Origin of the sequence: Asanoa ishikariensis (genome assembly GCF_900107455.1) — a bacterium.
Taxonomy (GTDB): domain Bacteria; phylum Actinomycetota; class Actinomycetes; order Mycobacteriales; family Micromonosporaceae; genus Asanoa; species Asanoa ishikariensis.
In genome coordinates, this window is the sequence record NZ_FNQB01000001.1 from 1,641,338 (window position 1) to 1,665,889 (window position 24,552).

The window sequence follows — 24,552 nt, forward strand, 5'->3', positions numbered from 1 at the left end:
CCCGTGTTGACTGCCTGAACCACCGGATCGGTCACACCTAGGCGGTGTCGAGCGTCGCCCGGGCGCGGCTCTCCCATTCGAGCCAGCGCAGCAGGGTCAGCCCGAGGGTCGCGTAGAAGGCGCCCAGCAGGAGCTCCGTCAGCAGCGCTCCACTCACCGAACCCAGGCTGCGACCGGCCGCCAGGTCGTGGGTGGCGTGGATGCCGTGCGTCATCGGCAGCCACTGGGCCACGCCCTGCATCCAGCCGGGCATCGCGGTGACCGGCACGTTGACGCCCGCGAAGACGATCAGGGTGCCGAGCACGATGTTCGACATCACGGCCGTTTCCCGGACCCGCAGGGCGACCGCGGCGCCGAGCAGGCCCAGGCCGGTGCAGGAGATCGAGCAGGCGGCGATCGCGACGGCGATGCCACCCCAGGTGGCCGGCGGCAGGTCGACCCGGAGCAGCAGCGCGCCGACGACCAGGGCGAAGACGGCGACGAGGAAGCCGTTGAGGATGACCGGCAGCGCGCGGCCCAGGAACAGCGGCACGCGCTTGGCCGGTGACGCGATCAGCAACGGCAGCGTGCCGGCGTTGCGCTCGCCACCGATCGTGTTGCCCATGGCGAACAGGCACGGCACCGCCGCGTTGACGACCGCGTTGCCGATGAGGAAGAACCGGTCGTCGTTGACGCCGGCCGTCCGTCCGATATAGACGAACAGGAAGATCTGGAACAGCGGTGCGAACAGGAACGTGGGCACGAGAATCCACGGCGACAGCCAGCCGAACAGCGCGCGGTAGCTGATCAGGCCGCCCACGAAGAAGAGCCGGAGACTGTTCATCAGCTCAGCGCCAGGGTCGCGTTGGCGCGGGCCGAGTGCACCATCCAGCGGGACACCAGCACCGCGATCACTCCGTAGCTCGCGGCGGTCAGCAGGCACCAGCCGAGGTTCGCCCATGGGCTGTGCCCGGTGGCCGCCGCCCGCATCGCCGCCACGCCCCAGGTCGGTGCCAGCACCGCTGACAACGGGCGTACCCAGGCGGGCAGGTCGTTGATCGCCACCAGGAAACCGCAGATCAGCCAGACGGGCATCTCGATCGCGGAACCCAGTGCCCAGGCGGTGCGGTACCTGATCGAGGAGATGGCGATCAGCATCCCCAGCATGCCGATCGCGAACACGGTGACGATCACAGCGAGGACGAACGCGGCCGGGTCGGCGATCGAGATGTCGATGCCGAAGGCGATGCGGCCCCAGAGCAGGGTCGCGACCATGCTGTACGCGCCGATCGTCGCCATCGACAGGGTCAGCGGCACGAGCAGGAGCGCGAACGGCTGCGGTGCGAGCACCAGCAGCTCGAGCGTCCCCTGCCGCCGCTCCATCTGGAGCGCGAAGGCGGCGGTCGTGCTCACCGCCGACCAGATGCCCATCGCGCTGGATCCGACGGCGGCCGACAGCAGCGCCGGCCCGGAGGCGTCACCCTGCCGGAACATCATGAAGATGGTCGTGGCGAAGAAGCCTGGCCAGAGCAGCGACAGCAGGCCGTCGAAGGCCGACCGGCTGCGCATCTTGAGCTGGAGCCACCAGGCGACGGCGACCAGCCGGAGCAGCCTCACGCGGCGTTCACCAGCTCGATGTACGCGTCCTCGAGCGTGGGCTGCCGAGTGATCACCCGACCGAAGCGGCTGCCCTCCAGGTGCGCCATCACCGCCTGGGTCACGTCGGCGCCGGGCTGGGCGTGCACCGTCAGCAACTGCGCCTGGCCCTGCACGTCGACGGCGACCGACTGCACGTCGGGCTCGGCCCGGACCTTCTCCAGCACGCCGTCGGGCAGGCCGAAGACCTCGATCTCGACGACCGTGCCGGTGGTCACCTGCTGCTTGAGGTCGTCGGGTGTGCCCTGCGCGACGATCCGGCCCTGCGCGATCACCGCGATCCGGTCGCACAGCTCGTCGGCCTCGAACATGTAGTGCGTGGTCAGCAGGACCGTCGTGCCGGACTCGACGAGGTTCTTCACCGTCACGCGCAGCTCGCGGGCACCGACGGGGTCGATGCCGATGCTGGGTTCGTCGAGGAACAGCACCTGCGGCCGGTGGAGCAGCCCGCGGGCGATGTGCAACCGCTGGCGCATGCCGCGCGAGTAGCCCTCGACCCGCTCCTTCTCGCGGCCGACCAACCCGACGAGCTCCAGCAACTCGCCAACGCGCTGCTTGGACTCTCGCGGCGGCACGCCGTACAACTCGGCGAAGTAGCGCAGGTTGTCGAGCCCGGACAGTCGCTCGTAGAGGCCCCGGTCGCCACCGAACACATAACCGACCTTGCCGCGTACGTCCCGCGCGTCCTTGACGACGTCGTGGCCCAGGACCCGCGCCCGGCCGCCGGTCGGCAGCAGCAGGGTGATCAGCATCTTGATGGTCGTCGTCTTGCCCGCGCCGTTCGGACCGAGCAGGCCGAACAGCTCGCCGCGCTCGACCGCGAAGCTGACGCCCTTGACGGCCTCGATCTCCTTGCCGGGCCGCCGGAAGAGACCCCTTCTGGTGTGGAATGTTCGGGCTAGTTCCTCGACCTCGATCACCGGCTCAGCCACGCGCACCATCCCCGTCCGTGTCGGTTCGCGACCGGTGTCACGGTGCTACACGAACGGAGTTCGCGCTACCCGGTTGTCGGCCGGCGCCCGTACTCGCCGCGAATGGGCAGGTAGTAGGCGGGCAGGAAGGCGGCGATGATGACCACTCCGGCGACCGGCACGAACGCGCCGACGATGACGCCGGACCCGATCCAGCCCAGCGCGAGCGCGAACCTGCGCCCGATCGCCTTTATCGCGGCCGGTTCGAGGCCGGGGTCCAGCAGCTCGGCGTGCCGGAGGTGGGCCCAGATGACGTTGAACAGGGCGGCCGCCGTCCACAGCGTGCTGCCGTAGAAGACGACCGCCGTGCTCAGGCCCGCCTCGGCCCGCAGCGCGCCGGCGAGCAGCGACGTGCTGAACGGCAGGAACCCGATGACCATCAACAGCATCCAGACGCGGCTGTTGCTTGGGACGCATGTGCGGACATATTAGCCCATAGGCGGCCCGGCCCTGACGACGCCGCGCACCTCGTCCACCGTCACCGACTCCGGGTCGAAGGCCGTCAGCCACCAGGTCGCGCCGGCTGCCGCGTACGGCGCAAGGTCGTTGCCTGGCGCCAGTTCCACCGCGATGTCGAACGGCCCCGGCGCGCGCAGTCCGGCGATCATGGCGGCCGCCTCCGCGAGCTGGTCCGGGTGCTCGAGGTTGACCGGGACGTACCCGTCGTGCCGCGCCGCCCGCTGCATCGGCCTCCGCTTGCCGGGAAACCCGCCCACCCACACGGGAATGCCGGGGCGCTGCACCGGTCGCGGGAGGAACGCTACGTCGTCCACTGTGTAGTGGGCGCCGTGGTGCCGGACCGGCTCGCCCGACCAGGCCGCGGTCAGCACCGCGAGCGCCTCGTCGAGCATCACGCCGCGGGTCTTCTCGTCGCCGCCCTCGCCGGTCGCCGAGTACTCCGCCCCGAACCGGTCGCTGCCGACTCCGACCCCGAGCGTGAGCCGCCCGCCGCTCAGCAGGTCGAGGGACGCCGTCTCGCGGGCCACCTTGACCGGGCGCCGCCGGGCCAGCGGCGTGATCATCGGGCCGATCCGGAGCCGCTCGGTCACCATGGCGGCCGCGGTCAGGGTGACCCACGGGTCGGCCACCTCGCGGACGGGGGCGTGCCACCGCACGTGGTCCCAGACGAACAGAGCGTGCCAGCCGTGCTCCTCCGCCTGCGCGGCCAGGGCCGCCACCGTCCGGGGGTCGGCGAGCTGGTTGAAGATGGGCAGCCAGAGAGCGGATCGCATGTCTCGACGCTAGAGCCTCGTGGCCGAGGCCGCCTCCGGCAGTCGTGAAAGAATCTCCAGGTGCAGGTCGGGATACTTGGGTCATTCGAAGTTCGCACGGACGACGGCGTGGTGGCCGACGTGCCGGGCGCCCGGCTGCGCGCGCTGCTGGTCATCCTCGCCCTCGGGCCCGGGCGCACCGTCCCGAAGTCGATCCTCGTCGACTGGATCTGGGGCAAGAACCCGCCCGCCGACGCGGCGAACGCCCTTCAGCGCCTGGCTTCCCGGCTGCGCAAGGTGCTGCCGGGCGGGGTGGTCGAAGGGCAGCCGGGCGGCTACCGGCTCATGGTCGAGCCCGACGCCGTCGACGCCCTGCGGTTCGAGCGCCTCGTCGGCCAGGCCCGCCAGGAGGAGGGCCTCCAGCGGCTCGGGCTACTCCGCGAGGCCCTCGGCCTCTGGCGCGGTGCGGCCATGCGGGACGTCGGCCTGGAAGACAGCGAAGCGTTCGACGCGGCGGTGACGCGGCTCGAGGCCCTGCGCCTGACGGCGCTGGAGGACCGCTTCGAAGCCGAGGTCACCCTCGGCAACGGCGCGGACGTGGTCGCGGAGCTGACGGACGTCGTGACCGCCCACCCGTTGCGGGAACCGCTGGTCGCCTCGCTGATGCGGGCGCTGGTCGCGGCCGGCCGCGACTCCGAGGCACTGCTCGTCTACGAACGGACCCGGGAGGCCTTGTCCGAGGCGCTGGGTGTCGACCCGTCGGCTGAGCTGTCGGCGCTGCACGTCGCGATGCTGCGCGGCGAGGTCGGGCGGCGGGAGGAGAACCGGAAGACCAACGTGCGGGCCGAGCTCACGAGCTTCGTCGGCCGGGACGCCGACGTCGCCGCGGTCCGGGGGCTCGTCGCCGGCCACCGGCTGACCACGTTGATCGGGCCGGGCGGCTCGGGCAAGACCAGGCTGGCCACGGAAACCGCGCGCACGATGGTCGACGATCTGCCGGACGGGGTCTGGCTGGTGGAGCTGGCCGCCATCGGCGCCGACGGCGACGTCGCGCAGGCGACGCTCACCGGTCTCGGGCTCCGGGACACCCTGCTCGGCGCCGGCGGCAGCGCGGACCTGACGGACGGGCTCATCGCCGCGATTCGCGACCGGGAGGCGCTGCTGATCCTGGACAACTGCGAGCACGTGATCGAGGCGGCGGCGCGGTTCGCCGACCGGGTGCTCGGGGAGTGCCGGCGGCTGCGGATCCTCGCGACCAGCCGGGAGCCGCTGGGCATCACCGGCGAGGCCCTGTGGCAGGTCGAGCCGCTGGCGGTGCCGACCGAAGCCGGCGCCGACTCGCCGGCCGTCCGCCTGCTGCGTGACCGGGCCGGTGCGGTGCGCAAGGACCTCGGGGTCGACGAGCACACCCTGGCGACCATGGTGCGCGTCTGCCGGGCGCTCGACGGGATGCCGCTGGCGATCGAACTGGCCGCGGCCAGGCTGCGCACCATGACCATCGACCAGCTCGCTAACCGGCTCGACGACCGGTTCCGCCTGCTGACCAGCGGCAGCCGCACCGCGTTGCCCAGGCACAAGACGCTGCGCGCGGTGGTCGACTGGAGCTGGGAGCTGCTCACCGACGCCGAGCGGACCGTCCTGCGCCGGCTCGCGGTCTTCTCGGGCGGCGCGAGCCTCGGGGCGGCCGAGCGGGTCTGCGGCGGCGACGCGGACGAGGTCCTGGAGCTGCTCACCTCGCTGGCCGAGAAATCGCTGCTGGTCACCGAGGGCGACGGCGACCCGCGCTATCGGATGCTCGGCACGATCAAGGAGTACGCCGCGGAGCGGCTCGCCGAAGCGGGGGAGGCCGACTCCGCTCGCGAGGCGCATCTCGCGTACTTCGTCGAGCTCCTCGAGACCGCGGAGCCCCACCTGCGCCGTGCGGAGCAACTGGAGTGGCTGGCCACGCTCGCGGCCGACCACGACAACATCACCGCCGCGATGCGGGCGGCGATCGCGGCGGGTGATGCGCAGTCGGCCATGCGGCTCTCCGCGTCGGCCGCCTGGTACTGGTGGCTCGGCGGGCGCCGCTCCGAGGGCCTCGAGCTGATGATCGCGGCCGCTGCCCTCGACGGCGAGGTGACCGACGAGGTCCGGGCCCTGGCGTACGGGATGGTCGTGCTGTTCGTGACCTCCGGCCGGGGCGACGAGCACCTGGGTGCCGAGTGGATCCACAAGGCCTACCGGTTCAGCCAGCAGTCGCAGCAGCGCAATCCGTTGCTGGGCCTGGTCGCCGCGCTGGAACGCATTCTGGAGGCGCCGGAGACGGCGGTGTCCGCGTTCGAGTCGGTGTTGGACAACGAGGATCCGTGGGTGCGCGCGCTGGCCCGTTGGCAGGCCGGCAAGATGCGCATCATGCTCGGCCAGGGCGGCCCGGAAGCGCAGACCAATGTGGAGCTGGCGCTCGCCGAGTTCCGTACCCTGGGCGAACGGTTCGGGATGTCCCTGGCCCTGTCCGAGCTGGCGGCCCTGCTCGCGATGCGCGGTGACTTCGCCGGCGCCTGCGTCCACTACGAGCAGGCGAGCGTGGCGGTCGCCGAGGTCGGCGCCGTCGAGGACGTCATCCGGGTGCGCACCCAGTTGGCCCGCCTGCACTGGCTGAACGGCGATCGGGACGCCAGCGCGGCCGCCATCGCCGAGGCGCAGCGGTGTGCCGAAGGAGTTACCTGGCCGCACGCGCTGTTCGAACTGGCCCTGGCCAAGGCGGAGCTCGCGCGGTGGGGCGGCGACGTCGCGGAGGCCCGCCGCCAGCTCGGCATCGCGACCGCCGTGCTGAGGGACGAGGCGGAGCACGCGCACATCAGCGCGGGCATCCACGACCTGCTCGGCTATCTGGCCGACGACGTCCGTGAGGCCCGCACCCATCGCGTGGCGGCCTGGGAGGCGGCGTCCACAGGGGGGCATCCCCCCTTCCTGGTCGGCCAGATCCTCGTCGGCGTCGCGGACCTGGCGCTGCGGCGTGAACAGTACGAGCAAGCGGCCCGGCTGCTCGCGGCCGGCGACGCCGTGCGCGGCATGCCGGACCGCTCCCAGCCCGACGCGGCCCGGATCGAGCACGCGACGCGACGTCACCTCGGCGAGGAACGGTTCGCCGAGGTGACGTCGGAAGGTGCGCGGACGAGCTATGTCGAACTGGTCGAGGTCGCATTCGCGTCCTGACGGTGCCGGCTGTCAGGCGCGCTTCTTGAAGGTGGACAGCGACCAGACGTAGCCGACCAGTGCGATTCCCACGCACCAGCTCGCGGCGACGAGCGCCTTGCTCCCCGACGGTTCGCCGATGAGCAGGCCACGCAGGGTCTCGATGATGGGCGTGAAGGGCTGGTACTCGGCGAACTGGCGGACACCCGGTGCCATCGTCTCGGCCGGGACGATCGCGCTGCTGAGGAACGGCAGCATGACCAGCGGGACGGTGATCATGCCGGCCGACTCCGGAGTCTTGGCGGCCAGGCCGAGTGCGACCGTGATCCAGGTGGTCGCGAAGGCGACCAGGACGAGCAGGCCGATCGCACCGAGCCAGTCGGTGAAGCTGCCCGGCGACCGGAACCCGAAGGCCAGGGCCACACCCGTGACGGCGGCCAGAGCGATCACGGTACGCAGCATGCTGGCCGCGACGTGTGCGCTGAGGACGGCACTGCGTGAGATGTCCATGACCTTGAACCGGTTGATGATGCCCTTGGTCATGTCCGTGTTCACGGACAACGCGGTGGCCGACAGTCCATAACAGATGGTCAGGATGAGCATGCCTGGTGTCGCGTAGTCGATGTAGTTGCCGGGTATGTCGAACGCGCCGCCGATGACGTAGACGAACATCAGCAGGAGCACGATCGGGAACAGGATCGCGTTGAACACCGCGACGGGGTTGCGGAGGGTGTGCTTGAAGTTGCGACCGAGCATGGTCGTCGTCGAGCTGGGCATTATGCGCTCACCTTCGTGTTGGTCTTGCCGGTCAGGGCGAGGAAGACGTCGTCGAGGTCGGGGGTGTGCACGGAGAACTCCTCGACGTCCAGCGAGTTGGTGTCGAGTTGGGTCAGCAGGTCGCGGACGGATTTCGCGCTGCCGTCGCTGGGTGCGCGCAGGACCAGGTCGTCCTCGTCGTCGCGGGTGGCGTCGGTCAGAATCCGGGCGGCGGTGTCGAGGTCGAGGTCGGTGGCGAAGCGGAGCCGGACGTGGCTGCCGGGGATCTGCCGCTTGAGCTCGGCCGGCGTGCCCTGGGCGACGATCTTCCCGCCGTCGAGGACAGCGATCTTGTCGGCCAGGCGGTCGGCTTCTTCCAGGTACTGGGTGGTCAGGAAGATCGTGACGCCGTCGGCCACGAGCTGGCGGATGATCTCCCACATCGTGCGGCGGCTGCGCGGGTCCAGGCCGGTGGTGGGCTCGTCGAGGAAGATGATGCTGGGCTTGCCGACCAGGGTCATCGCCAGGTCGAGCTTGCGGCGCATGCCACCGGAGTAGGTCGAGGCCAACTTCTGCGCCGACTCGGTCAGGTCGAAGCGCTCCAGCAGGTCGGTGACGATCTGCTTGCTCTCGGCCGGGCGGAGCCGCTTGAGGTCGGCGATGAGCTGGAGGTTCTCGCGGCCGCTCAGCAGGTCGTCGACCGCGGCGAACTGGCCGGTGACACCGATGGCCGCACGCACGGCCTTGGTGTCGGTGGCGACGTCGTGGCCGGCCACGCGGATGGTGCCGGCGTCGGCGGTCATCAGGGTGGTCAGCACGTTGACCGCGGTGGTCTTGCCGGCCCCGTTCGGGCCGAGCAGGGAGAAGATCGTCCCGGTCGGGACGTCGAGGTCGATGCCGTCGAGGACGACCTTGTCCTTGTACGCCTTCCGCAACCCGGAAGCGGTGATCGCTGAGCTCGTCATGTGGACCAGGTTCGCCGCCCTTCCCGCCACGGCCCTGACACGGCCCTGACACGGCATCTGACACGACATCTGACAGATGTCAGATTGGCCACGTTCCCTGGTCAAGCTGGTTGGTCGGCGGTTCGATTGCTTGCGCGAGCAAATAGTTATCGATCAAGGGGGATGCGAGATGCGTGGGCTGAAGGACAAGGTCGCGATCGTGGCCGGCGCGGCGCCGAAGAACATCGGCGGCGCCACCGCGGTCAGGCTCGCGGAGGAGGGCATGACGGTCGTGGCGGCGGACCTGTCCGCTGCGGCGGCGGAGGCGGTCGCCGAGGAAATCCGGGCGGCCGGTGGCAAAGCGGTCGGGCGGGGCTTCGACATCACCGACGAGGAGTCGTACCGCGATCTGATCGAGAGCACCACCCGGGCGTACGGGCGGCTGGACGGCCTGCTCAACGTGGCCGCTGACCTGTCCGCCGAGAGCTTCGGGCGCGACAGCGACGCCCTGTCGGTGCCAATCGAGGTCTGGCGCCACACCATCGACGTCACCCTCACCGGCTACCTCTACGGCATCCGGCACGCGCTGCCGATCATGATCAAGCAGGGCGGCGGCTCCATCGTCAACACCATGTCCAGCGCGGTCTGGATGGGAGAGCCGGTGCACGTCGCGTACCAGGCCGCGAAGTCCGGGCTGGTCGGGCTCACCCGGCACACCGCGACCCTCGGCGGGAAGCACGGTGTGCGCACCAACCTTCTCTCCCCGGGCGTGATCCTCACCGGCACCGCGTACGCCAGAACCACTCAAGAGTTCCGCGACGAGATCCTCGCCTCGGTCCGATCGCCGCGCCTGGGCCACCCTGAGGACCTGGCCGCCATGGTGGCCTTCCTCTTCTCGGACGACGCCGCGTACGTCAACGGCCAGTCGCTGCTCGTCGACGGAGGCGCGAACTTCACCTGATCCGGCGGGGGTGCAGGGCGACCAGCGCGACGACCGACAGGGCGGCGGCCGCTGCGAACCCGACGGGGTATCCGGTGGTCGTGGCGAGCAGGCCGAAGCCGAGCGCGCCCGCGCCGAAACCGGCGCCGAAGACGGCCATTCCTATCAGGACAGCCACGGGGTGGGTGGTGACGACGAGGGCCGAGAGCCCGGTGGCGCCGGCGACCACGCCGGGCACCAGCAGCCGGTGCGCACCGTGCCGATCGCCGAACAGCCCGGCCCACCACCGCGCTGCGGTGCCGGTGACGGCGTGGACGAGCAGGGCGATCGCGATGAACCCGTCACCGGTGTGTGGCAGCGCCGCCGGCAGGAAGGTGGCGACGATGCCGCTGAGCATGGCGGCGCCGGCGAAGACGATCGAAGGGCGGGCGAGGGTGGGCGTGCGCACCGCGGCGGACACCAGCATCAGGGGGCGCGTGGCCAGGGGGGCCGGGTTGCCGCGGTCATCGTCATCGTGGTCACGAGCTGACCGTAGGAGCGAATCGATCCCCTGATGAGAGCCGAAACTCAGTCGAGAAACTGGACCAATCTCTACCCCACTGTCGCGGTCAGGCCTTCGCCTCCGCGGCCGTCCGCGATGAGCGATTCGATTCGCGCCGCGACCTCCGGCAGGCCGCCATCGCCAAGACGGTGACCGGTCCGCATTTCGATGAGATGGCGAATGACCGTCAGGTGTTCGGTGAGGTCCGCCGGGCCCGGCGGGTACGACGCCTGCCGTACCTCCGAAACGGCGGCGTCCGCCGCCGTGACCACGTGCCCGAGTTGTGCGGTCGCTGTCTGGGCGAAATCGGCGACGTCGATGCCGGCCGCGCGCGCGGTGTCGAGGGCTCTGAGGAGGCCGAGTTGGGCGTCGTACCAGACTCCGAACAGGGCTAGGTCCCACATCGCGGCCGCGTCTGGCGCTTCGCCGACCAGGCGCGGCCTGCCCAGTAGCTCCAGCGTCGGCTCGTGTCGCTCGAACCCGTCGCGGGAGCCGCTGTAAAGGATCGCGGCGGTGCCGGCGCCGATCATCTCCGGCGATGCCTGAATTCCGGCGTCGAGGTATCGCGCGCCGAAGTCGTGCACCCGCTGCGCGGTCAGTCGCGCTTCCTCGGCCGTGCCCGTGTACAGGCCGACAATCGTCTGGGCTGACAGGTCCGCGTCGATTTCCGCGAGACAATGCCGCGTCGCCGCGTAGTCCTTGAGAGTCAGGAACACGAGCGTGCCGTACGACAGTGCGTCGCGGACGGACTCCTGCGGCACCGCCCCGGCCGCGGCCAGATCCGTTGTCCGACCAGCGGTGCGGTTCCACACCGCGACGTCGTGACCACCTCCGAGAAGACGGTGGACGACCGCGCTGCCGATGGCTCCCGTGCCGATGACCGCGACCCTTGGTGTTGATGACTTGACGGTGCGCATGGCACCATCTTCAAACGTCAACGCGGCTTGAGGTCAAGCCGCCGTACACTTAAGAATCTCCTAAAGAACTGTTGCCCGTATGACGGCGATAACAGTTTTTCTCTGCGATTTTCGACGCTTCAGTTCTGGGTCTTTGGGCTCAAGACCCGGGCTCTCCGCATGACTAACGTTCGGCGGGTTACTCGATCTTCTTGCCAGCAATGGAGAAATCCCGATGAGATCCCGTCCCCCTTCCGCCCATCGCTCGTCGCGATCGCGCCGCCTCACCAAGGCCGGCATCGGTCTCGCACTCGCCGGTCTCGTCGGTTGGTTCGCCGTCGGGCAGCTGCACCTCGCCGGCGCCGAGGAGACAGTTCTTTCCCAGGGCAAGCCGGTGCTCGCCTCCTCCAGTGAGGGACGCGCCTTCCCCGCCGAGGCGGCGGTCGACGGTGACACCAAGACGCGTTGGTCGAGCACCTTCTCCGACCCGCAGTGGCTCCAGGTCGACCTTGGTGCGCCGGCGGCCGTCGAGAAGATCGTGCTGAACTGGGAACGGGCGTCGGCCAAGGCGTACGAACTCCAGCTCTCGAACGACGCGAAGACCTGGACCACGGTCTACAAGACCGCCACGGGTCCTGGCGGCAACGAGACCCACAGCGTGAGCGGCACCGGCCGTTTCGTGCGGATGTACGGCACTGTCCGGTCCGGGGGCTACGGGTACTCGCTGTTCGAGTTCCAGGTGTTCGGCAAGGCGGCCGGTTCGGGCACGCAGCCCAGCACCGCGCCGACCACCACCGCGCCCAACGACCCGTCGTCGAGCGCGTCGCCCACCACGAAGCCGAGCACCTCGACCAGCCCGACGACCGGCACGCCGGACAACTCCGGTGGCAACAACCAGGCCGGCTGGATCATGGCGCCGAACCCGGTGACCAACGTCAAGCCGTCGCGCGCGGTTCCGCCGAACAAGGGCGGCTTCCACGAGTTCCAGGCGAACTGCTCGGTGAGCCGGACCAACCTCGGCGACGACCCGATCGTCTTCCCGAAGCTGCCGGGTGCGGCGCACATGCACACGTTCATGGGTAACACCACCACGAACGCGAACAGCACCATCGAGTCCCTTTCCAAGGGCCAGACCACGTGCAAGGCCAAGGGCGACCTGTCCGCGTACTGGATGCCGACGCTCTACAACGGCGACACCGCGGTCAACCCCGAGGGTCTGCAGACCATCTACTACAAGAGCGGCGTGTACGACTACCGCAGCGTGCGGCCGTTCCCCAAGGGTCTCCGCTTCGTCGTCGGCAACGCCAAGAACACCGACGCCAACAAGTTCCTCGCCGCCACCGAGGAAGGCTTCGAGTGCGGCGACAGCTACAAGAACAAGAACATCCCGCTGACCTGCCCCACTGAGCGCAGCGTGAAGCTCAACATCCGCTACCAGGCGCCGAGCTGCTGGGACGGCCTCCACCTGGACTCGCCGGACCACCAGAGCCACATGGCGTACCCGATCGACACCCACAGCGCCTCGGGCGTGGTCTGCCCGGACAGCCACCCGGTCGCGGTGCCGAAGCTGGAGTTCAAGATGGCGTGGCCGGTCAACGGCGACATGTCGAAGGTGAAGTTCTCCAGCGGCGCCGGCCCGACGTTCCACTACGACTTCATCAACAACTGGGACGACCGGACCCTCGCGGCGATGATCAACGGGTGCATCGTGGCGGCCCGGCAGTGTGACCCCCAGGGCCACGACGGCCGGGACGACCAGCAGCCCGCGCCGTACGTGCTGAACAAGGACTACCTGCTGCCGTAACTGTTCCACAGGGCACTAGGGGTGGGGCGGCTGCCGTGGCCGCTCCACCCCTCGTCGTATTGTCGACGCTGCCGGGATTGACCAAGCCCCACCGAGGAGTGCGCGTGGCCAACGGCATTGCGCCGGACACCCTGCCGAGTCACCAGCGCCCCCGCCGCCGTCAGTGGCTGGGGCTCGCTGTGGTGATCGTCGCTGTCGCCGTCGCAACTGTCACCGTCCCGCCGCTGATCACTCCGCACCACGAGCCCCGGCCGGCGGCGCCCTCGTCGTCCTCCCCGCAAGCCGCCGTGATCGCGGCCACTTCCCCGAGCCCGAGCCCGAGCGCCGCCGCCCCCACGGCCGATGTCAGCCCGTCAGCCCGATTCGTGCCGATCACTGTCGAGGCGGAGGACCTCGATAACACCTTGACCGGCGGCGCGGCGCCGACCGAGTGCGCCACCTGCCGCGGCGGCGCCCGAGTCCGGTACCTGTGCGTCTCGTGTCAGGTGGTCGTCCGCGCCACCGTGCCGGTCGCCGGAAAGCGCACCATCACCGTCGTCTACGAGTCCGACGGCTACCGAGCACTCAAGGTGAAGGTCAACAACGACCCGGCCCGCACCTTCCAGGTCGGCGGCACCGACTGGACGACTCCGCGTTCGTTCCGGTTCACCGCCGAGCTACCGGCCGGCCCGGTGCGGGTGTCGCTCTTCAACGACGACACCCCTGCCCCCGATGTCGACCAGGTCGTCATCTCCTAGCACTTCAGAATCGATTCCTATAGCGTGCGGCTGCGGGCGAGGGGCGGAGCGGGCAGTGATGGGTGTCGGGCGCGAGGTCGCCGCTGCGGCGCTGGCCCGGGCCGTGCTGATCGGCCGCGCGGCGGCCACGATCACCGCTGCCGCGGCCGGCCTCCTACTCGTGCACGACCGCATGCCGGTCATCGCGGTCATCCTTCTGGTCGTGGCGGCGACGGCCGCGCAGCTCGCCGCCCTCGGCCGGTGGCCGGGCCTGGTCACCCGGCCGTTCGCCGTGATCGCCGTCGACTCGGCGCTGGTGCTCGGGGTGCTCGCCGTCAGCAACGGGAGCGTCGCCTATTTCTGCTATGCCGCCGGGGCAGGTGCCGTGGCGGGGGTCCTCCTTGGTCTGCGCGCCCTGCCGGTGTGGGCCGCCCACGCCGCGTTGGGCTACGTCGTCATCGCCGGTGTGCTGCGCCGCACCGAGGCGCCGGTCGAACTCGTGGCCTTCGTGGTCGCATTCCCGATGGCCGGAGCCGTCGCCGGCGTCGGCGCGGCGCTGGCCACCACCGTGTTGACCAACCAGCTTGAGCTCTCCACCCAGCTCGTCGCCTCCGCGCAACGCTCGGCCGTCGCGTCCGAGCGCGCGCGGCTGGCGCGGGAGCTGCACGACTCGGTCACCAAGACCCTGCGGGGCGTCTCCCTCGCCGCGCTCGCCCTGCCGTCGGTGCTGCGGCGCCAGCCCGCGTTGGCCGAGCACCTGGCCGGCACGGTCGTCGCGGGAACCACGGCGGCCGCCCAACAGGCCCGGGAGCTGCTGGAGGAGATGCGGTTCGACGTCGGCAACCTCGCCGCGGGTGTCTACGAGCTGTGCCAGGCCTGGAGCGCGTCGACCGGCGTCCCCATCCGGGTCTCGGCGGCCACGGTCGACTCGCTCGACTCGGTGTCGTACGAGCTGACCCGGATCCTGCGCGAGGCACTCGCCAACGTCGCCCGGCACGGCCGCGCCCGGCGGGTCGCCGTCCGGCTCGCCCGGGAGCCGCACGGCCTCCTGCTCGAGATCTCCGACGACGGGGTCGGTTTCGTCGTGCCGGCCGACCTCGCCGGTCTCCAGACCGCCGGCCACTTCGGCATCGTCGGCATGAACGAGCGAGCGAGGACGGCCGGTGGCGTCCTGCACATCGCTTCCGCGCCCGGTGCCGGCACCAGGATCACGGTGCGCGTGCCCGAGGACGTGTCCGTCCGATCGGGGAGAGCGTGATGACACAAGCCCCGGCAGCCACGATCGACGTCCTGGTCGTCGACGACAACCCGATCATGCGGAGCGCCCTGCGCGGGATCCTCGCGGCCGACGACCGGATCCGGGTCGTGGGGGAGGCCGCGAACGGCCGTGAGGCGTTGGCCCTGGCCAAGCGGCTGCGGCCCGCGGTCACGTTGCTGGACCATCGAATGCCGATCGCCGACGGGTTGTCGGTCGTCGGCGAGCTGGGCCAACATTCCGCCGTGCTGGCCCTTACCAGCTCCGACGATCCGCAGACCATCGGCGACATGCTGCAGGGAGGAGCGCGGGGCTACCTGGTGCATGGCGAGTTCGAGCCAGGCGACCTGCTGCGCGCCGTGCACGAGGTCGTCGGTGGTCGTGGCTGGCTCTCCCCGATCGCCGCGTCCGTGGCCGTGTCGATGACCCGCGCGCAGACCCCCCGGCGCGTCAACCCGGCATACAACAGCCTCACCGAGCGTGAGCTGCAAGTGGTGAACCTGCTGTGTCAGGGCCTGTCCAACGCCGCGATCGCGCAAGAGCTCTGGCTCACCGAGAAGACGGTGAAGAACCACCTGAACCACATCTTCGCCAAGCTCGGCGTGCGCAGCCGCACGGAGGCCGTCGTCCGCTGGACCGCGGAACAGCCGTGAGGTCGCCTGAACGGCGAAAGCCCGCCCCCGGATGGGGACGGGCTTTCGCCATTCTGTGGGAACTCAGCCGGTTACCGCACCGATCAGCACGTTGCTGCGCCCGACGACCGAGCCCTCGTCGGTGACGATCCGCAGCTCGCCCAGGAGTTGCCGGCCGGCGGGCGGAACGGACTGCGCCGTGACCGTGCCGCTGATCGACGTGGAGCCGCCGTACACGAGGTCGACCACGGTGTCCGGGGCGGACACCGCTCCGAGCGACGCGGCGTAGAACACGTCGCGGTAGTCGTACTCCGTGGTTCCGGCAGGAACCGCGTAGCCGGCCACCTCTACCTCGTAGACGCCGGGCTCCGGGTCGACGATCGAGACCGCCTCCTCCGAGTCGCCGTCGGCGTCCTGGCCGACGACCGCACCGTTGAGCCGGACCGTGAGGTCGAGGTCGGCACCCTGGTCACTCGGATTGCCGATCGCGACGTCGAGCCGGGACGCCCCGGCGGGCACGGTCACCTCGTACGTCTGGAGCTCGTTCTCGGCGATGCTCGGCCGGCTCACCATCGCGCTGCCGAGCGGACCTCCCTGACCCGAGACCCGAACCGGCCCGAACACGTTCTGGACCTGCCACGTGACCGGGGTGGCCACTCCGGCCGCCACGGACGGCAGCTCGACATCGGCCGGGTCCACCGCGACACCCTGGATGCGCGCGGTGAGCTGGAACGGGTTCTCCAGCGTCGGTGACGTCCGACGGGCCTCGACCTCGAGCTCCCAGATCCCCGGGATCGGGTTCTCGTAGGACCGCTCCTCCGGCTTGCAGACATTGGGATCGGAGAAGTTGGTGTAGCAGAAGGGACTGCCGGTGTCTTCCGCCGGCACACCCCACGGGTTGATCGCGATGAACCGGGTCTGCGATCCCGTCGCGATGCCCGAGAGGTTGACCTGCAACGCCTTCGTGCCCTCGGGCACGGCGACGAAGTAGGACGTGTAGCCGTTCCGGTCGACCGACCCGCTCGTGGAGTAGCGGAACTCCTTCTTCGTCGGCACGTTGGCGATCACCACGGTGTTGAGGAACTCGAAGTCGACGACCGGCGTCTTCGGGTCGTCGACCTGCATGATCGCGCTGTGCACGCCCTCGCCACCGCGGGTCTCGACGGTGAACGTCGCCGTCTTGTTGAGCGGCAGGATCAGGTTCTTCGGCGCGTTGCGGAAGAACCCGTCGTCACCGACCCAGCGGACGGCGTGCTTGATGTCGCCCTTCGGGCCGGAGGTGCGGGTGACCTTCACCGTGTACGACTTCTTGTCGTTGGGCCGCTGCCCGCCCTCGCTGGGCGCGCACCGGTTGTAGATGCCATCGCCCTTGTCCGGCGTGGCCAGGGAGTCGGAGAGCGGCGTGCACACGGGTGCGTGCACGTCGTACGTCCGTGTCTCCAGCGGGCCCTGGGCCAGCAGGTCCCACGCGCCCGGCACGTCGAGCTGGCCGTTGCCCTGCGCGTACGCGGGAACGCCGTCGATCCACGCCGCGGAGGACGAGACCGCCCGGCGCAGCGCGGCGGGGGTCACCGTTTGACCGGTCGCCTTCGCCGCGGACAGCAGCAGCGCGACACCGCCGGCCGTCTGCGGCGACGCCATCGACGTACCGTTGATCATCTGGTAGCCCGGCGGCAACGGGTAGCCCGCGTCCGCCACCGGAATGCCCGGCTGCCACAGCGGAGTGGTGGAGATCGCGGAGCCGGGCGCGGAGATGGTCGGCTTGAGGCCACCATCCTCACTCGGTCCGCGGGACGAGAAGTTGAACAGCTGGTTCGGGGTGCGCGTGACGGACCCGTAGTTGGCCAGCCAGGTCTCCTTGCTGATGCTCGCAGCCACGCTGATCACATCGTCCGCGACGCTGGGGTCGCCGACGGTGTTGACGCCAGGGCCGCTGTTGCCGGCCGAGAAGACGAGCTGAACGCCGTAGTCGTTGATCAACCGCTGGTAGAGCTGACCACGGGCGTTGTTGCCGTCGTTGAGCGACGGCAGGCCGCCGATCGACATGTTGACGACGTCGACGTGCCGGTTGACGACGAGATCGACCATGCCGTCGGTCAACGCCGCCGCGCTGCAGCCGCCGCCCCAGGTGCAGGCGCGGGCCGACACCAGCTTCGCGCCGGGCGCCTGCCCGTCGAGGTTGTCGTTGCCGAACATGTTGTTGGCGGCCGTGATGCCCGCGACGTGCGAACCGTGCTGGTCCTCGATGATGCCGATGTTGACGAAGTCGGTCGCCGCGGGCCCGCCAATCGGGGTGGCGTCGACGTCCTCGCGGTATTCGACGACGAACGGCATCTGCTCCCGCACCGCGGTGGCGGGGTTGTCGGTGCCGAAGTGTCCGACCTGGAAGTTCTCACCGTACGGCCGCATCGCGCCGCCGTCGTTGGTGAAGTCGCGGTCCTGGTTGGCGTCGACCCAGACGTCGTGGCTCACCGGGTCGTAGAGCACGCCGAACAGATCGGCCCTGTCACCGTCGCGGTTGACGTCGCCGCCGGGCGCACTTGCGGCCGTGATGTTCTCGTTGAACCGGTTGACCTTGAAGGCGCCGGCCCGGGGCGCCGTCCACTGCTGGCCCTGGTAGGTGAACGACGGGCCCGCGACGTTTGTCACCATCGCCCGCCAGGTGCCGTCACCGTCGAAGACCGGGTCGGTCGCGGTGAACCAGTCGACGATCTTCCGCTCGCCGGTGGACGTGGTCTGCAGCGCCGGGTTGTCGAGGTCGACGCCGGCGTCCATGATGCCGATCGTGACCCCGCGGCCGTCCCACTGCGGGTGCGCTTCCTTGAACGCGACCGACCCGGTCTCGGCGGTCGGCATGTACGGGTTGGCGGCGGGCGTGTCGGCACCGGGCGGCCCGACCGTCACCGCCTGCGCCGCGATCTGGGCGCGTGCGGCCGTGGGCTCCGGCTCGGGCATCGGGATGATCTCGTCGAGATCGACCGCCGCGACACCCGGCAACCTGGCGGCGTTGAGAACCGAGTTGGTGGGCACGCTGGCCCGGACGTAGCCGACCGAGTCGACCCGCTTCGCGACCGTCGCACCGAGCTTCTTCAGGCCGGCGGCCACATCCGCCGATTCGCCCTTGTCGGTGGCGACGATCAGCATCACGGACCTCGCGCGCTTGGCTTTTGCCTCTGCCAACAGCTCGAGGTCGTGGGCGCCGAGTGTGTCCACGCTGCTCTGCTTGAGAGCGTGGCCGTCGGCGCCGGGATCGGCGCTGGCGGCCGGCGTGCCGACGGCGAGCGTCGACAGGCCGGTCGCCAACACGGTCGCTAGGAGTCCGGCGAACACTCGCCGTCTCTGGTTCTGGGGGTAGGTCACGTCTGGTTCCTCCGAGGGGGAGAACGCCCTGCAACGCAGGGGGCGTGTGACGCATCTTTCGCTCTTCGAGCGATTGCTGTCACTACCAGGTTTTTCGTCGTGACGGTCTCGTGACCTTAGCTTCGTGCCATCCGCACTATTAGGACGAAGCAAGCGTCCGGAGCGTGTTCTCGAGCGTGGTCCGCTGCACGAAAAGGTCGTGCTCAGGGCGGACGTCGAGAGCGTGTTGCGGGTCCTTGAAGTAGAACGACAGCCAGTCCTGCACGCCGGACAGGCCGGCCCGCTGGGCCAGATCGGTGAAGAGCACGAGATCGAGCACGAGCGGCGCCGCCAGGATCGAGTCCCGGCACAGGAAGTCGACCTTGATCTGCATCGGATAGCCGAGCCAACCGACGATGTCGACGTTGTCCCAGCCCTCCTTCTGGTCGCCGCGCGGCGGGTAGTAGTTGATGCGGACCTGGTGGTGGAAGTCGCCGTACAACTCGGGGTGCCGCTCCGGTTCCAGGATGTGCTCGAGCACGCCGAGCTTGGATTTCTCCTTGGTCCGGAAGCTGTCGGGATCGTCCAGCACCTCGCCGTCGCGGTTGCCGAGGATGTTGGTCGAGTACCAGCCGGCGAGCCCGAGCATGCGGGTTCTCAGCATCGGCGCGAGCACGGTCTTCAGGAGCGTCTGCCCCGTCTTGAAGTCCTTGCCGGCGATCGGCACACCGGCCGTGTTCGCGAGCTCCACCATCGCCGGCACGTCGGTGGTGAGGTTGGGCGCGCCGTTGAGGAAGGGCACACCCTCTTTGAGGGCCGCGTACGCGTACAGCATCGAGGGCGGGACGCTCGGGTCGTTGGCGTCCAGCGCCGTTTCGAGCGCAGCCAGGTCGTGGTGGGCCGCACCCGGTTCGAGGTAGACCTCGGTGGACGCGCACCAGATCACGACCAGCCGGTCGCACGTGCGCTCCGCCTTGAAGTCGCGGATGTCCTTGCGGAGGGCCTCGGCCAGCTCGCGTCTGGTCGCCGCCGGTTTGACGTTCGTGCCGTCGAGCCGCCGCACGTACGCCTGGTCGAAGACGGCCGGCATGGGCTCGATCTCTTTGAGCGCGGCGGCGATAGGTTCAATGTGGACGTACCGGTCGAGCACCCCACATCTGAGCGCGGCCTCGTAGGCGTTGTCCGAGAACGGATCCCAGGCGCCGAAGACGAGTTGGTCGAGGCCGGCCAGCGGCACGACGTCACGAATGAGCTCCGGGTCTGCCGCCTCGTCGAGGCGGATCCTGCTGAGCTGGCTGAGCGAACCGATGGGCTGGGCGAGGCCCTGCCGGATCAGCTCGACGCCGGCGATGAACGTCGACGCCACGGCGCCGAGCCCGACGGTCAGCACGCCCAACCTGCCCGCGGCAGGCGCGATGCGTTTCTCCACGAAGTCTCCAGCCTCTCAGGATTGACGGGGGCGAAGCTCGCCACCGAGCGCCGCGAGCCTGCGCAGCGTGTAATCGGCGGCGTCGAAGGCGGTGCAGCCGTGATAGATCCGGCCGTGGTCGTCGAACAGCCGGCCGATGAACTCGCGCTCGCCGACCTCGTCGGCGGTCCACCGGTCCCAGAGCACGCGCCGCACCGCCTCCACGGCATCGGTGGCCGGGTCCTGGAAGACGATCTCGTAGCCCTGGTCGCGAAGAACGTCGATCAGGTGCTGCGCCGCCTTGGCCTCCATGCCGTCGGCGAGCACTCCGTCGTCGTACACGATGCCGGGAAAGTCGATCGGAGCCCACGCGAAGTCGGCGGGACGCATGAACTGAAAGACGAACGTCCGGCGCAGCACTTCCTGCACGTGCTCGGCCAGCAGCGCGCGCCGACCCTGCCCGGGCCGGCGGCTCTCCCAGACCCGGAGCTCCTGAGCCCGGTCGGGATCCCAGCCCGCCATGCCGCCGACCAGGACGTCCGGCTCGGGAAACTCCGCGTACCGCAACCGCCACATGCTGACGGTCTTGGCCTCGACTCCGAACATCGCCGCGATATCGCCGACGCTGAGCATCTCTTTCACCATGCCGGTTCCCTCCCGCAGGTTCGTAGAACCCCATCTACAAACTAACGGCACCCGCCCACAGTTTGTCAACCATGGTCTACAAACCGCTGCCGCCGTGGTGGCGTGAGGTAGACCTTGGGCATGGAAACCGAGGGTGGGCGTAAGGGCCCGGACCGGCGCGGCTCGGCCGTCTTCGCCGGTGCGATCGGCGCGCTCGGCGGCGCGGCGCTCACGGCTGGTTGGGGCACCACCGCGATCGTCATCGGCACGGTGGTCGGCGCCGTCGCGCTCGCGGCCGCCGACGTGGTCGCCCGGACCCTCCAGAAGCCCGGCGAGATTCCGGCGCTCTGGTCCCGCATCGTCATGAGCGCCGCGCTCGTCGCGCCGCTCGGCTGGCTGGTGGGACGGCTGACCGGGCTAGGCCCGATCGTCGTCGGCGTGCTCGCCGGGGCGCTCGTCGGACTGCTCGGCATCCGTCCGCACAAGGTCGTACTCGGCCCGCTGCTCGGTGCCGGCATCGGTTGGGCCCTGGGTGCGATCTGGGGCGACGTGCCGGCCGCGGTGGTGGCCGCCGTGACGGTGGTCGTCTTCCGTACCGCGTCGGCTCTGATCTTCCGCAACGCCCAGGTGAGCCTGCTCGCCGAGGACGTCGATCCGGCGGACCTGCCGTTCGTCGTGCCGCTCGAGGCCCGCACCCGCTACGTCGGCACCGGCTACGTGCGCGAGCTGGCAACCGTCATCGGCGGCGAATACCACCCCGCCACCCCCGACATCGGCATCGTCGCCAGCCTCGACGATCTGGCCGGCCCGGCGTTCGCTCCGGGCGAGGTGGATCCGCGGGTACGGGAGTTCTACGAGCACACGACCCGCTTCACTCTCGACATCGTGCCGGAGTGGCGGCTGTGGGTGCGCCCCGGCTACCTGCTCTACCGCACGCTGGTCGCGCGGCCGCTCGGCCAGGCCAACGTGCCGATGAACCAGCGCGAAACCCAACGCGGCATCCTGAGCCGGATCGACACGATCACGCGCCCGGAGGACGCGACGGTCAGCGTCCGGGGGTGGATCCGTTCGTTCGCGGACACCGACGAGCCGATCTACGTCGGCATCTACACCACCTATCGACACGAAGACAGGGGGTACGTGAGCGTCGGCTTTCCGTTGCCCCAAGCGAGCTTCACGGCGACGCTGGAGCCCCGGCCCCGTCCCGACGGCGGGCTGACGTTGAGCAGCCGAGGGCAGGGCGACCAGCCTGGCCACTATCTGACCTATGTGGACGCGACCACCCGACGGCTGACGGCATTGAGCGTCCACGGTTTCGCGGAGCGGCTAGACGTCTTCGTCACCGCGGACGGGGACCTGGTCGCGGAGCACGCCTTCAGCGTCTTCGGCCTACCGTTCCTGGTCCTCCACTACCGCATGCACCGCAAACCCGCCTGACGGCGGACGAGCCTCAGGGTTGCCAGGCCGGTGACCAGAAAGAGCGCGGCCAGCGCCGCCCATCCGGCCGTTCCGTGCTCGATCGCCGTGGTGGTTACGACCAATGGTGCGAGCATGCTGCCCACGGCCATGCCGGTCTGGTTGACACCTTGGTAGGCGCCGGCGTTGGCCGGGTCGGCGAGCTCGAAGGCGAGCGTCCAACCGCCGGCCTCGGCGAGGATCTCGGCGAAGCTGTGCGCGATGGTCGCGAGCGTCAACGCCACAACCATGGCTGCGACAGCGCCGTGGGCGGCCGCCGCGTAGAGCCCACAGGCCACCGCGAGCAACGTGCCGGCTTGGGCGACCGCCCGTCCCGCCGAGTGGAGGGTGTTCGCACCGCGCGCCGCCCGGACTTGCAGCAGGGAAACGATGACGGTGTTCAACGCCAGGAGCGCGGGCACGGTCACCGTTGGGGCCTTGGTCCAACCAGCGACCCACAGCGGTACCCCCACCGTCAGCATGCCGAACTGCATGGTCATGACGGCATAGAGGCAGGTCGCCACCAGATAGGTGCGGTCGAGGAACGGCGACCGGCCCCGAGCCCGTCTCTGGGGGCCGTCGACGGGCTCGGCGATGCCGCGTACTCGACTCAGCGGGAACGCGGAAACGAGCAGCAGCGCGGATGTGGTGAGCATCGCCAGCACGTACGCCGGTGTCGTGCCGATCGCGAGGGCGACGGCCGCTAGCGCGGTTCCCGCGGCGATGGAGACGTTGGTGACCACGCGCAGCCGAGCGCGTACCTCGACGCGGTCCCGCCCGGTGAAGGACTCCGCGATCATCGTCGCCAGCGCGGTGCGCTGCATGGCCTGCTGGCCAACCGCGGCGCACGCGACGATCACGAAGGCCGATGGCGTGCGGACAAGAAGATATGAAGCCAGCGCCAAGCCCTGGCCGACGGTCACGGCCAACAACACCCTGCGGGCGCCGAATGTACGGGCTAGGTAGCCTGCGCCCAGCGCGGCGCCGACGGCGGCGGCGCCGGCGATCGTCAGGCCGTATCCGACGGTGGTCGCGGTGAAGCCGGCGACCCGGGTGAAGAACAGCACGCTGACGCTGAAGAAGACCCCCTTGGACAGGGAGGCGGCCACGGTCGCCCAGGTCAGCGCGCGGGCGACCGGGTCGACCGGACCCAGGTAGCGGCGGATCCCTTTGGCCACGCGGCTTTTTTCGGCAAGGTACACGCCGACAGTTGACTCAGCGGCCGGGCACCGACGCCACCGATGTAGCATTTTGCTTCATGGTCGTCCGGTACGAGCTGGTGGGGTTGGACCTGGCTGATGTCCGGTTCGCCGTATCCCCGTTGAACGAACTGGTTCTGTCCCTGCGCGCCTGGCGCGATCCAGGCCGATATCCGCTGCACCTGCGTTGGCTGCGGGCGTTGGAGGACATCCGCGACAGCCTCGACGGCTCCGTGCTGCTCGCACTGACCAACGCCCGGCTTTGGACGCCCGACTTCCTCAACCCGCGCCCCTTCTCGCCTTTGACCCGCATCGACGAGGAGTTGGCGGGCCTGGCCGACACTGACCCGGCCGTTGTCCGGCGAGACCTGCAAGCAGTTCACGGCGCGCCTCTGCCCGAACCGCTGCGTGGCCCGGCGCCACGGGTCCTGGCCCGGATCATCGACGCACTCACCGAGTACTGGCGGCGCTGTTTTGAACCGCATTGGGCACGGATGCGCGCGCTACTGGAAGGCGACGTCACCTTCCGCGGCCGGCAAATCGCCCAACATGGGCTCGCGGCGATGTTCTCCGAGCTGTCGAGCACGGTCAGGCTCGTCGGCAACGCCGTTGAGGTCCAACTGCGATCAAATCTCGACTACACGACAACGACCACAGGCGGACTCACGCTCGTGCCGACACTGTGGACAACCAACGCCTCAACGCCGATCTCAGCCGCTGAAGCGCCGATGATCCTCTACAGCGCGCGCGGAGTGGCCACCCTCTGGGAGCCACAGTCCCTGCCGGCCCCCGACGCCCTGAGCGGTCTCCTCGGCGCCACTCGGGCCGGCCTCCTCGTCCAGTTGGGCACGCCCAGCTCCTCGACCGAACTGGCAGCCCGCCTCGGTGTCACCACCACAGCCGTCAACCAGCACCTGCGAGCGTTGCGCACAGGCGGACTACTCGTCAGCGCCAGACACGGCCGAGCCGTGCTCTATCGCCGCTCCGATCTCGGTGACCTGTTGGCCGGAGTGGGGTGAGTCAGGCCCGCTCCATGGAACCCGCCGTCA

The 24,552-nt window shown here is 69.8% G+C and carries 21 protein-coding genes; 8 read left to right on the plus strand and 13 right to left on the minus strand.

The annotated features are described in order from the left end of the window. Positions 1 to 37: 37 nt before the first annotated feature. The 5 genes from BLV39_RS07720 to BLV39_RS07740 all read right to left on the minus strand — a co-directional run bounded on the left by BLV39_RS07720 (position 38) and on the right by BLV39_RS07740 (position 3,838). The gene (locus tag BLV39_RS07720) at positions 38 to 823 is read right to left on the minus strand and encodes an ABC transporter permease (protein ID WP_176984797.1); all 786 of its coding nucleotides are present in this window, start codon (positions 821 to 823) and stop codon (positions 38 to 40) included. After that, positions 823 to 1,596, minus strand: coding sequence for an ABC transporter permease (locus BLV39_RS07725; protein ID WP_090788795.1), 774 nt, complete (start codon positions 1,594 to 1,596; stop codon positions 823 to 825). Before BLV39_RS07725 ends, BLV39_RS07720 begins: the two co-directional genes overlap by 1 nt. Next, entirely contained in the window at positions 1,593 to 2,567 is a 975-nt protein-coding gene (locus BLV39_RS07730) for an ABC transporter ATP-binding protein (RefSeq protein WP_239083757.1), read from the minus strand. The genes BLV39_RS07725 and BLV39_RS07730 overlap by 4 nt, the downstream gene beginning before the upstream one ends. A gap of 65 nt (positions 2,568 to 2,632) precedes the next feature. Then, positions 2,633 to 2,995: a hypothetical protein gene (locus BLV39_RS07735; RefSeq protein ID WP_176984798.1), complete on the minus strand. Its 363-nt coding sequence runs from the start codon at positions 2,993 to 2,995 to the stop codon at positions 2,633 to 2,635. A 39-nt stretch (positions 2,996 to 3,034) separates the two neighbouring features. After that, positions 3,035 to 3,838 (minus strand): LLM class flavin-dependent oxidoreductase, encoded by an 804-nt coding sequence (locus BLV39_RS07740; protein WP_090788799.1) that lies wholly within the window; start codon positions 3,836 to 3,838, stop codon positions 3,035 to 3,037. Positions 3,839 to 3,898: 60 nt separating this feature from the next. Between BLV39_RS07740 and BLV39_RS07745 the strand changes: the two genes are divergently transcribed. Beyond that, the gene (locus BLV39_RS07745; protein ID WP_090788801.1) at positions 3,899 to 7,015 is read left to right on the plus strand and encodes an ATP-binding protein; all 3,117 of its coding nucleotides are present in this window, start codon (positions 3,899 to 3,901) and stop codon (positions 7,013 to 7,015) included. Between the two features lie 12 nt (positions 7,016 to 7,027). On the opposite strand, the gene BLV39_RS07750 is transcribed toward BLV39_RS07745, so the two are convergent. Both BLV39_RS07750 and BLV39_RS07755 read right to left on the minus strand, forming a co-directional pair. Continuing rightward, positions 7,028 to 7,771, minus strand: coding sequence for an ABC transporter permease (locus tag BLV39_RS07750; RefSeq protein WP_090788803.1), 744 nt, complete (start codon positions 7,769 to 7,771; stop codon positions 7,028 to 7,030). Continuing rightward, a complete protein-coding gene (locus BLV39_RS07755; RefSeq protein ID WP_090791248.1) occupies positions 7,771 to 8,715 on the minus strand; it encodes an ABC transporter ATP-binding protein in 945 nt (314 codons plus the stop codon). The genes BLV39_RS07750 and BLV39_RS07755 overlap by 1 nt, the downstream gene beginning before the upstream one ends. Positions 8,716 to 8,884: 169 nt before the next feature. On the opposite strand from BLV39_RS07755, the gene BLV39_RS07760 reads away from it, so the two are divergent. Then, complete coding sequence (locus tag BLV39_RS07760) at positions 8,885 to 9,655, plus strand: SDR family NAD(P)-dependent oxidoreductase (protein ID WP_176984799.1); 771 nt, start codon at positions 8,885 to 8,887, stop codon at positions 9,653 to 9,655. Here BLV39_RS07760 and BLV39_RS07765 read toward each other — a convergent pair. Next, on the minus strand, positions 9,648 to 10,100 hold the full coding sequence (locus BLV39_RS07765) for an MFS transporter (protein ID WP_090788807.1): 453 nt from the start codon (positions 10,098 to 10,100) through the stop codon (positions 9,648 to 9,650). The genes BLV39_RS07760 and BLV39_RS07765 overlap by 8 nt on opposite strands. A gap of 125 nt (positions 10,101 to 10,225) precedes the next feature. Further along, positions 10,226 to 11,092 carry an NAD(P)-dependent oxidoreductase gene (locus tag BLV39_RS07770; RefSeq protein WP_090788809.1) on the minus strand — a complete coding sequence of 289 codons (867 nt, stop codon included), beginning with the start codon at positions 11,090 to 11,092 and terminating at the stop codon, positions 10,226 to 10,228. 214 nt (positions 11,093 to 11,306) lie between these two features. On the opposite strand from BLV39_RS07770, the gene BLV39_RS07775 reads away from it, so the two are divergent. From BLV39_RS07775 to BLV39_RS07790, 4 genes are all read left to right on the plus strand, one after another. Next, on the plus strand, positions 11,307 to 12,875 hold the full coding sequence (locus BLV39_RS07775; RefSeq protein WP_090788811.1) for a DUF1996 domain-containing protein: 1,569 nt from the start codon (positions 11,307 to 11,309) through the stop codon (positions 12,873 to 12,875). A gap of 104 nt (positions 12,876 to 12,979) precedes the next feature. Then, complete coding sequence (locus BLV39_RS07780) at positions 12,980 to 13,612, plus strand: carbohydrate-binding protein (protein ID WP_143049671.1); 633 nt, start codon at positions 12,980 to 12,982, stop codon at positions 13,610 to 13,612. A gap of 58 nt (positions 13,613 to 13,670) precedes the next feature. Next, positions 13,671 to 14,849, plus strand: coding sequence for a sensor histidine kinase (locus tag BLV39_RS07785; protein WP_143049672.1), 1,179 nt, complete (start codon positions 13,671 to 13,673; stop codon positions 14,847 to 14,849). Then, entirely contained in the window at positions 14,849 to 15,499 is a 651-nt protein-coding gene (locus BLV39_RS07790) for a LuxR C-terminal-related transcriptional regulator (RefSeq protein ID WP_090788817.1), read from the plus strand. Before BLV39_RS07785 ends, BLV39_RS07790 begins: the two co-directional genes overlap by 1 nt. A gap of 63 nt (positions 15,500 to 15,562) precedes the next feature. Here the strand turns inward: BLV39_RS07790 and BLV39_RS07795 are convergent, their stop codons facing one another. From BLV39_RS07795 to BLV39_RS07805, 3 genes are all read right to left on the minus strand, one after another. Beyond that, complete coding sequence (locus BLV39_RS07795; protein WP_090788819.1) at positions 15,563 to 18,838, minus strand: S8 family serine peptidase; 3,276 nt, start codon at positions 18,836 to 18,838, stop codon at positions 15,563 to 15,565. Between the two features lie 139 nt (positions 18,839 to 18,977). After that, a complete protein-coding gene (locus BLV39_RS07800; RefSeq protein WP_090788821.1) occupies positions 18,978 to 20,246 on the minus strand; it encodes an inositol-3-phosphate synthase in 1,269 nt (422 codons plus the stop codon). 15 nt (positions 20,247 to 20,261) lie between these two features. After that, positions 20,262 to 20,870: a hypothetical protein gene (locus tag BLV39_RS07805; protein ID WP_090788823.1), complete on the minus strand. Its 609-nt coding sequence runs from the start codon at positions 20,868 to 20,870 to the stop codon at positions 20,262 to 20,264. A 120-nt stretch (positions 20,871 to 20,990) separates the two neighbouring features. On the opposite strand from BLV39_RS07805, the gene BLV39_RS07810 reads away from it, so the two are divergent. Continuing rightward, positions 20,991 to 22,286, plus strand: coding sequence for a hypothetical protein (locus BLV39_RS07810; RefSeq protein ID WP_090788825.1), 1,296 nt, complete (start codon positions 20,991 to 20,993; stop codon positions 22,284 to 22,286). On the opposite strand, the gene BLV39_RS07815 is transcribed toward BLV39_RS07810, so the two are convergent. Beyond that, the gene (locus BLV39_RS07815) at positions 22,259 to 23,482 is read right to left on the minus strand and encodes an MFS transporter (protein ID WP_239083758.1); all 1,224 of its coding nucleotides are present in this window, start codon (positions 23,480 to 23,482) and stop codon (positions 22,259 to 22,261) included. The genes BLV39_RS07810 and BLV39_RS07815 overlap by 28 nt on opposite strands. 32 nt (positions 23,483 to 23,514) lie before the next feature. Between BLV39_RS07815 and BLV39_RS07820 the strand changes: the two genes are divergently transcribed. Then, positions 23,515 to 24,522: an ArsR/SmtB family transcription factor gene (locus BLV39_RS07820; protein ID WP_239083759.1), complete on the plus strand. Its 1,008-nt coding sequence runs from the start codon at positions 23,515 to 23,517 to the stop codon at positions 24,520 to 24,522. Positions 24,523 to 24,552 lie beyond the last annotated feature (30 nt).

Excerpts from the sequence above, each read along its gene's own strand:
- BLV39_RS07720 (WP_176984797.1), bottom strand. The coding sequence starts at position 823 with ATGAACAGTCTCCGGCTCTTCTTCGTGGGCGGCCTGATCAGCTACCGC.
- BLV39_RS07735 (WP_176984798.1), bottom strand. The coding sequence starts at position 2,995 with ATGCTGTTGATGGTCATCGGGTTCCTGCCGTTCAGCACGTCGCTGCTC.
- BLV39_RS07740 (WP_090788799.1), bottom strand. The coding sequence starts at position 3,838 with ATGCGATCCGCTCTCTGGCTGCCCATCTTCAACCAGCTCGCCGACCCC.
- BLV39_RS07750 (WP_090788803.1), bottom strand. The coding sequence starts at position 7,771 with ATGCCCAGCTCGACGACGACCATGCTCGGTCGCAACTTCAAGCACACC.
- BLV39_RS07755 (WP_090791248.1), bottom strand. The coding sequence starts at position 8,715 with ATGACGAGCTCAGCGATCACCGCTTCCGGGTTGCGGAAGGCGTACAAG.
- BLV39_RS07760 (WP_176984799.1), top strand. The coding sequence starts at position 8,885 with ATGCGTGGGCTGAAGGACAAGGTCGCGATCGTGGCCGGCGCGGCGCCG.
- BLV39_RS07765 (WP_090788807.1), bottom strand. The coding sequence starts at position 10,100 with ATGCTGGTGTCCGCCGCGGTGCGCACGCCCACCCTCGCCCGCCCTTCG.
- BLV39_RS07770 (WP_090788809.1), bottom strand. The coding sequence starts at position 11,092 with ATGCGCACCGTCAAGTCATCAACACCAAGGGTCGCGGTCATCGGCACG.
- BLV39_RS07775 (WP_090788811.1), top strand. The coding sequence starts at position 11,307 with ATGAGATCCCGTCCCCCTTCCGCCCATCGCTCGTCGCGATCGCGCCGC.
- BLV39_RS07785 (WP_143049672.1), top strand. The coding sequence starts at position 13,671 with ATGGGTGTCGGGCGCGAGGTCGCCGCTGCGGCGCTGGCCCGGGCCGTG.
- BLV39_RS07790 (WP_090788817.1), top strand. The coding sequence starts at position 14,849 with ATGACACAAGCCCCGGCAGCCACGATCGACGTCCTGGTCGTCGACGAC.
- BLV39_RS07805 (WP_090788823.1), bottom strand. The coding sequence starts at position 20,870 with ATGGTGAAAGAGATGCTCAGCGTCGGCGATATCGCGGCGATGTTCGGA.
- BLV39_RS07810 (WP_090788825.1), top strand. The coding sequence starts at position 20,991 with ATGGAAACCGAGGGTGGGCGTAAGGGCCCGGACCGGCGCGGCTCGGCC.